Source organism: aff. Roholtiella sp. LEGE 12411, from assembly GCF_015206995.1.
GTDB lineage: Bacteria > Cyanobacteriota > Cyanobacteriia > Cyanobacteriales > Nostocaceae > Komarekiella.
Map to the genome: position 1 here is coordinate 1 of NZ_JADEXR010000220.1, position 7792 is coordinate 7792.

Annotated in this window: 8 protein-coding genes and 1 pseudogene; 3 read left to right on the plus strand and 6 right to left on the minus strand. The window is 39.1% G+C overall.

Translation table 11 applies throughout. The features are described from left to right. Positions 1-54: 54 nt before the first annotated feature. Complete coding sequence (locus tag IQ246_RS27710; protein ID WP_194006501.1) at positions 55-1371, minus strand: BamA/TamA family outer membrane protein; 1317 nt, start codon at positions 1369-1371, stop codon at positions 55-57. Between the two features lie 828 nt (positions 1372-2199). Then, complete coding sequence (locus IQ246_RS27715) at positions 2200-2520, minus strand: multidrug efflux SMR transporter (protein ID WP_194006502.1); 321 nt, start codon at positions 2518-2520, stop codon at positions 2200-2202. A gap of 345 nt (positions 2521-2865) precedes the next feature. Between IQ246_RS27715 and IQ246_RS27720 the strand changes: the two genes are divergently transcribed. Further along, on the plus strand, positions 2866-3315 hold the full coding sequence (locus IQ246_RS27720; protein ID WP_194006503.1) for an Hsp20/alpha crystallin family protein: 450 nt from the start codon (positions 2866-2868) through the stop codon (positions 3313-3315). Positions 3316-3557: 242 nt separating this feature from the next. Here the strand turns inward: IQ246_RS27720 and IQ246_RS27725 are convergent, their stop codons facing one another. The 4 genes and pseudogenes from IQ246_RS27725 to IQ246_RS27740 all read right to left on the minus strand — a co-directional run bounded on the left by IQ246_RS27725 (position 3558) and on the right by IQ246_RS27740 (position 6439). After that, on the minus strand, positions 3558-3857 hold the full coding sequence (locus tag IQ246_RS27725; protein ID WP_194006504.1) for a ferredoxin: 300 nt from the start codon (positions 3855-3857) through the stop codon (positions 3558-3560). A 216-nt stretch (positions 3858-4073) separates the two neighbouring features. Next, positions 4074-4334 (minus strand): SemiSWEET transporter, encoded by a 261-nt coding sequence (locus IQ246_RS27730; protein ID WP_194006505.1) that lies wholly within the window; start codon positions 4332-4334, stop codon positions 4074-4076. 87 nt (positions 4335-4421) lie between these two features. Next, positions 4422-5195 (minus strand): annotated as a pseudogene (locus IQ246_RS27735) (uroporphyrinogen-III synthase); the annotation flags it as partial. A gap of 8 nt (positions 5196-5203) precedes the next feature. After that, positions 5204-6439 carry an RNA-guided endonuclease TnpB family protein gene (locus IQ246_RS27740; protein ID WP_208492327.1) on the minus strand — a complete coding sequence of 412 codons (1236 nt, stop codon included), beginning with the start codon at positions 6437-6439 and terminating at the stop codon, positions 5204-5206. Between the two features lie 60 nt (positions 6440-6499). Between IQ246_RS27740 and IQ246_RS27745 the strand changes: the two genes are divergently transcribed. Beyond that, the gene (locus IQ246_RS27745) at positions 6500-6679 is read left to right on the plus strand and encodes a hypothetical protein (RefSeq protein ID WP_194006507.1); all 180 of its coding nucleotides are present in this window, start codon (positions 6500-6502) and stop codon (positions 6677-6679) included. A gap of 417 nt (positions 6680-7096) precedes the next feature. Further along, positions 7097-7771 (plus strand): HAD family phosphatase, encoded by a 675-nt coding sequence (locus IQ246_RS27750; RefSeq protein ID WP_194006508.1) that lies wholly within the window; start codon positions 7097-7099, stop codon positions 7769-7771. The last annotated feature ends 21 nt before the right edge of the window (positions 7772-7792 follow it).

A 7792-nucleotide genomic window follows, 5' to 3' on the forward strand; every position in this document is an offset into this window, starting at 1 on the left:
TAGCGATCGCTTGAATGTGTTCTTGAAGAGCTTGTTTTTGTTCTGGGGTCATCGCTAAGTAAATACACTCGTCTTACTTATCCTGACTGATTTTCGCTTTCTTTGCAAAAAACTGGGATGCTCCCAGCCATAACTCCGACCACTGGCAACTTTCCCGTAACCGTAACCCCTTACAGAATCGAGTCCGCCGATATCAAAGGCATTGGCTGGTGGAAAATCTCCAATGATTGTCCCAATTTGCAAATTAACCGCCAGCATTTCTGGATTGTCAGCTGACTGATTGTTACCTATCCAGCTAACTGGTAAGTATTGGATATAGTCTCCTCGTAGTCGGTTGCTGGAAATATTGCCCAGTCCAATGGGTATCGCTTGTTCAGTACTCAAAGTGAGGATTGACCCTTGAGTTGGATTGTCACGGCGATCGCGTTGATCTCTGGATACAGCAAATGATACTGTAAACAGGTCATCAACACCAGTACCGCTTAAAGAAAGGGGACTCCCTAATCTATCAACTCGTGTCACATTGTAATCGCGATCGCGCAGGCTAATCCTGGTATAGTTAAGAGCTACAGATGTATCCCAATCATCGAAAGATTTTAAAAGTGCTACAGAACCGCCAAATCGTCCCTCGCGCACTTTGTCACCGTTAGACAGCCTGATATCTTCGTTGAAGGTTGAAGATAAATCCCGCGTGCGATAACCTCTGATGCTATAGCCTAAACGGTTTGGTTCTCCAGGACGATAAGGGCTTGTAAACTGACCATAAAACTGGACATCTTTACTACTTATCTGAAGAGTTGTATCTAGCTTATCGTTAAGACCGCTAATGTTTGCATCTTCATAACCCACCTGACCGAAAAGCCCAATATCATCGCTCTCGCCGCCTCCGAATTTTAGAGCAGGATAACGACGCTCTTTAATGTTATAGATGATATTAACGCCAGAAGCATCTTCTTGTTGGAAAACATTGACTTGAGCAAATGACTCTAATCTCCTCAGTCGTTGTAAGTCTGCTTGAAGTACATCCTTGCTGAATACCTGACCAGGTTTGAGCCTCAAAAGACCAATGATAAAATCTCTCTGAGTACGCCCTCGAATAGGCTGACCCTTGTCATCGACCAACTGGTCTTTGTCGTTAACAAAACGTATCTGGATATCTTTGACGACTTTCTGAGAAAACTCAACAGTTTGGGCACTTTCTACTGAAGTCGAGCCTAAATAATCACCGTATTTAGCATATCCTCGTTTAGGTTCTGTTAGAATGCCACCAACCCCATCCTGTCTAGAAGATTGGGAGTCTGCAAGCGCCTCTAGATTTTCCCCACCCACTAACATAGCCACTATCGAAACTGCAACTAATTGAACACGCATATTGGTAATCCGTTAGTGTTACCAAGTTTACGCTATAGATAAATGTGTGTGTACCATGCTCAAAAAATGGATGGGAGGTTGAGAGAGAAACCACCCAGCGGCTGCGTGAAGTTGCGATCGCCAGTCAAACCTAAATTTTTGACCCTTTCTCCCATTCTGCCAAAATAAATCCATTTAGGATTAAGACAGAACTGGGTAAAACTCTGCAAAAAATCTACTAACTTACAGCTATTATTTCACGCCACTAATTCATGGTGAACAGGACTTACGTAACTGGCATATTATTTTAAGTTCGTAGTAAGGACTTTAGTCCTTATTTTGAGGACTAAAGTCCTCACTACAAACAAAAAATTGAGATTTTTGTGACACTTGCGTAAGTCCTGGTGAAGAGTTAATTTTGTAATCAATGAGTCAACTATAGGATTCCTATTTGATTTTTGAAAGAACTGCCTACACCTCTAACTTCTTTTTTACCATTTCCTATTCCCTATCCCCTATCCCCCATTCCCTATCTCTACAAGTCAGTTCACGAATCAAATCGGATTACTATATTTAATTCAAATGTTATTCTTCTTTCAGTGTATAAAAAAACTAGCCAATTTGGCTACATGTCTTCGACTGTCTTTGCTAAAGTATAAAAGTCAATTACTTGTGGGCTATATTTACCGAGGTTTACTATATTTTTCAGAGCATTTAGCAAAGTATGCTCATTTTGCTTGGCTAACGGAACTACATAAAGTGCTGGTGTATTTATGACAGCAGCAACAATCACAATGATCAGTTTTGGTTTATTTACCTCGTCTTCGTCAAGATAGACGAGGTATTTTTTTATTTACCTGAATTTATACCGATTACACCCACGATTATTAAGGCGATTGACACAAGCTTTATGAGTGTGGCAGATTCACGAAACCAGATAATACCAATAGTAGCAACTAAGATAGTTCCCAATCCAGCCCAGACAGAATAAGCGACACTTACTTCAAGTCTTTTGAGAGAAAGCGTCAAAAAAGTAAAACAAAGTCCATAGAAAATAAATATTAATACTGAAGGAACTGTTTTAGTAAATCCTTGCGATAATTTCATGCAAGTTGTGCCTGAAACTTCAAAGATGATTGCTGCAATCAGATAAATCCAGTTGATTAACATATATGTAGGGAATAGGGAATGGGGAAGAAGTAATAAAGGTGTACTGAATGTTTTTCAAAAATCAAATACTAGTCCTATAGGAGGATAGGTATTGTCTACCCAACTATTGTCTATTTATATTTTAATATAACTACAATATTTCAAGTCTACTTGGGTAGAGTTTACCGAACCACAAATATTTCAGATTACCGTACCTTATATGATGTTCGGAAATCATCATTATTGAGGTGATAAAAACCGAATTTACACTGACTTTATTTCTTAATACTATGAGAGCAAAGCAAGGAATTAAATCCTGAATTAGTTGGTTGAAAAAATACTCATTACATTATACGAGGTAGAAAGATGACATTAGTACGTTGGAACCCCTGGCAAGAATTTAACGCGATGCAACGTCAAATGAATCGCTTATTTGATGAAGATACTTTGCCATCTGCGTTTGTTGAAAGAAGCTTTTCCAGAGTTCCCGCTGCTGAGTTAGAAGAGACTGAAGATGCAATTCATCTGAAACTCGAACTTCCAGGAATTGAAGCCAAAGACCTGGATTTACAAGTTACACAAAATGCCGTATATCTGAGTGGTGAACGGAAGTCTGAAGCTAAAACTGAAGATAAAGGTGTGATCAAAAGTGAATTTCACTATGGTAAATTCCAACGTGTAATTCCTTTATCTGCTCGGATTCAAAATACTAACGTTACGGCAGAATATAAAGATGGCATCTTGAATCTAACGCTACCTAAAGCTGAAGAAGAAAAGAACAAAGTTGTCAAAGTTAATTTAGCATCATCTGGTTAATTTTCGCTTTGATATGTAATTAATGCCGTCAAACTAAATCAAAAGCGCTCTCCCAAAAGGAAAGCGCTTTTTAATGTGAATTACTCGCCCTATACAGATTTCTTAGGAAAGTGCAAAATTTTAAATCTTGTAGAGTGTGTTATCGCCGAGAGTACGGTACCACCTCAGATTTTAGGTGCGCTAGAAAGAATTTTCTAACGCATCCTACAAAACTTGCTCTTTATTAAATCCACATTTCTTAATTAAGCGTTAAGCGCTTCTTCTTGATGAGTTTCGATAACGCAATCAGAAGTGGGCCTAGCAACGCAGGTGAGAACCCATCCCTCGTCCATTTGATCATTGTCTAAGAAGTTCTGATCTGATTGGTCAATTGTACCTGAAATCAGCTTACCAGTGCAGGTAGAGCAAGAACCAGCGTTACAGGAATAGGGCAAATCTAGATCATATTCTTCGTTAGCGATCTCTAGGATGTACTGATCATCAGGAACGTCAATTACTTGTTCACCGTCTGGGGTCTTTAATGTAACCTTATAAGTTGCCATGTAACAATCCCTAACTTATATAAACTCCATATTCGATACTACGGGTTTATGTGCTGCTAGTCTAGAGTTGACAGATCCGCATCCAGAAGATGTTACGCATTTTAATTGGATATTTACTTGGAAGGGTTGTTTTTTGTGATTGGTCGTTTGTATTTACAAAGTCCAAGTGATAGCCTTCACAGAAAAATTTGCAATTTAGATGCACATTATGATAATTTATCTATACTTGATCTTCAGCACCAAAATTATAGAGGCTAGAAGCAAAGTAACGATGTTAGCCGCAATTATAGGTACATCATGAACAGAAGTACCATAAACTAACCATAAAATAATACCTGTACACAGAATAATTAGCATACTCCAAGAAAGGTCGTGGGCTGATTTTGACTGCCAAGTTTTAATGAGTTGAGGGACATAGGCGATAGTTGTCAATACTCCTGCTACTAGCCCAAGAGTGGTTGTAAAATCAAATTCCATTTTTGTTCGTTACCTCATGTTTTTCAGATAAGTCAGATTATACGGGCAGAGAGATATCTGATTGAAAACTACCATAATCTCGCTTTTTTATCTGGAAGCCAGAGTGAAAAATTCTGCGATCGCTTCAGCAAATCCCTCAAATGAACTATAATCTTTTGACACAATAGAGACATTTACACCTAACTTTTGAGCATTGGCAGTTGTATAAGGGCCAAAACAAGCAACAACACAGCGTTCATAATCTTTTTGTGAGTTGACCATTGTCAAAAAACTTTCTACTTCCGCCGTACTACTAAAGGCAATTACATCTATAATTCCTTGACGAATTAGGTTTAATTCAACACCATATATATTTTTGTCTAAACTCTGCGTAATATAGGTGGGTACGCGAGTTGCTTGTATACCCAATTGCTCCAATTCTAAAATCAAGTTCGGTATAACATTAGGCTCAGGCAAACCGACAACTTCAGGAGCAGGTATCAGCACTTTCTTTTGATGAATTTGGGGAATTTTTGCTAATTCTGACACAATTCCGGCTGGACTAGATTCTGTCGGTATCAAATCCACCTTGCCACAAAAAGATAATAAGCTTTCTGAGTCTTTTCCCAAAGCACACAATTGACAATTATCTAGCACAGATATGGAAATCTGTAAATCATTCATCCGGTCAAAAAATGCAGTGATCCCATTTCTACTAGTAAAGAGAATCCAGTCGAATGCATCTATTCTTCTGAGCGCAGCATCTAACTCAGTGTAGTTTAATAGATGACAGGTTTCGATAGTTGGCATGACAACCGGAAGTCCACCTTGTTTGATGATTTGTTCAGAGAATCTAGAACCATAGTTTCTTGGTGCTGTGAGTGAACTACCTACACCGCCCTAACGGGTCGTTGTAGGCTTCCGGTTTCACTGAGAACAGCCTTTCTGCCTTGCAGCTTATTGGTCTTATGTCCCCTCGACACGGCAAGAACGGGGTTCCCTCCGTCCATAGATAATATCCGAAGTCCTTCTGTTCTTATGTTTAATGCAGCGTTCCCGTCACGATCATGATGAGTATTACAGCTTGGACAATCCCATTGTCTGATATCAAGTGGTAATGTATCAATGATATGTCCACAACAGGAACAGGTTTTAGAACTGGGGAAAAATCTACCTATTTCTACAAGTTTTCCATCAAAGCCTTTCAACTTGTAATTTAGAAAATTAACAAACATTCCCCAACCTACGTCGGATATACTTTTTGATAGCTTGCGGTTCCGTATCATTCCCTTGACATTGAGGTTTTCAACGACAATAATTTGACTTTCATTAACCAACTTTCTGCTGAGTTTATGCAGAAAATCTTGGCGGGAATTTGATACTCGTTCGTGAACCTTCGCTAAAGAGATTTTATGTTTTTGTCTAGAATTACTTCCTTTGACTTTACGAGCAAACTTTTTCTGCTTACGAGCTAGATTTTTTTCATGGCGTTTCAGGTGTTTTGGGTTGGAATACTTGGTAACTTCCTCTCCATCATGGACAATTGCAAAGTCTTTTAATCCTAAGTCAATGCCAAGTATTTGATCTCCACTCGGTTGATTTAATTCAACCTCTACCGTCGGGCGTTGCCCGCCCGCTACGCTAACGCACAGAATTGAAGCAAAGTACTTGTCAGTAGCAGTTTTGCTGATGGTAACAGTTTTAATTATTCCCGAAACTTGTCTGTGAAATACGGCCTTCACTTCACCAATCTTAGGAATCTTTAACTTACCATCTACTACAGTGACACTTTGCGGATAGTGAATAGACTGCCGATCAAATTTTGATTTAAATTTGGGAAACCTAGCCCTTCCTTCAAAAAAGTTTTTATAAGCTTTGTCTAGATTAATAGCTACGCACTGCAAGACTGACGAATAGCAATCTTGTTTTAACCAAGGGTACTCTACTTTTAGTTGAGGTAGCAAACCCTTGTATCTACTCATCTTTAATGACTTTCCAGTTTCTTCATAATGTTGAACGCAAGCATTAAGTGCATAGTTCCAATACCATCTAGCGCACCCAAAAGATTTGGATAATGCTATTTGCTGTTCAGACGTTGGGTATAGTCTTACTTTAATTGCTTTCAACACTTTCAGTCATCTACAAGCTATAGTTAGCATATCACAACGTAACGACAATATAACGACATGAAGAAGAAATATTTGAACTTGCGATTATCTGAACGCAGATTAAACAAACTTCGTAACTATGCTGTAGCAGTTGATAAGACTATGACACAAATTATTGAAGAATTTATTGACTCGATTACCTTAACACAGAGGGGCAATTCCTCCTCGACCCCTCGCCCTCTCAATCCTACGGATTGAATTAGTTAGGGGTCAACTCGTCACCGCCCAAAAATTCATCCCACATCTCACCCTTCGGGTGAGATGTGGGGCTTCTTTTCGTTTAAGCTAAAATTCTCCTACCGTACAAAGGTAGTTTGCTGGATGGAGTGAACAGGTTAATTTCTCTAATTCTAGAGTTGAGGAAAGATTCATTAATATTTACCATATTTTTGCTTAACCTGTTCTCATTTTAAAAGCAATCAGGTAGCCACAAAAGACGTCAATCTTTATGGAGTGGGTGGGAGAGTTCTAACGGCTTCTGTGCAGCTATCGTATGAATCTCACCTTTTCTAGGGGTGGGTACGTCAAACTTATTAAGTTAATTAAGTTTCAGACTACCAAGAGGGGCATAATTACATAGTTAGTTGCTGTCAAGCTGTAATCAAAGGACTGAATGTGTCACCAAGTTCCCAAGCCGCAATTTTTGACATGGATGGTCTGCTTTTTGATACGGAAAGTATTGCTCGATGGGCTTGGAAGCAGGCCTTAGAAAATCATGGCTATGCAATGAGTGACAATTTTTATAACGAGTTTGTCGGTCGAGACTTGTCATGGCGGAAAAAAATACTAAAAAAAAGATATGGGGAAAGCTTTCCTTTTGAGTCGGTGACAGCACAACGCATTAAAATTGGCGATGAGCGAGAAATGCAAGAAGGTCTACCAGTGAAAGCTGGTGTATTAGATGTGCTCAATAGACTGAGTAACTTAGGAGTAGTTATTGGATTGGCAACTGGGACATCTCGAATCAGAACAATTCGACGTTTAACCAACGCAGGTATTCACCAATATTTTACGACTATTGTAACCAGCGAAGATGTTGCCGAGGGCAAGCCCGCTCCAGATATTTTTCTAGAAGTTAGTCGCAGAATTAATATTGTTCCTTTGCAGTGTGTGGTTTTTGAAGATTCATCTGTAGGTGTGGAAGCAGCTTTTACGGCTGGGATGTGTGTAATTATGGTTCCTGATATAGAATTTCCATCTCCTGAAACAGCACGTTTAGCTTACCGAATATTAAAATCTTTAGAGCAAGCAGACGAATTATTAGATGAGCTATTTGATAAAAAATTTTAGCAATGGGATGGGGGATGGGGG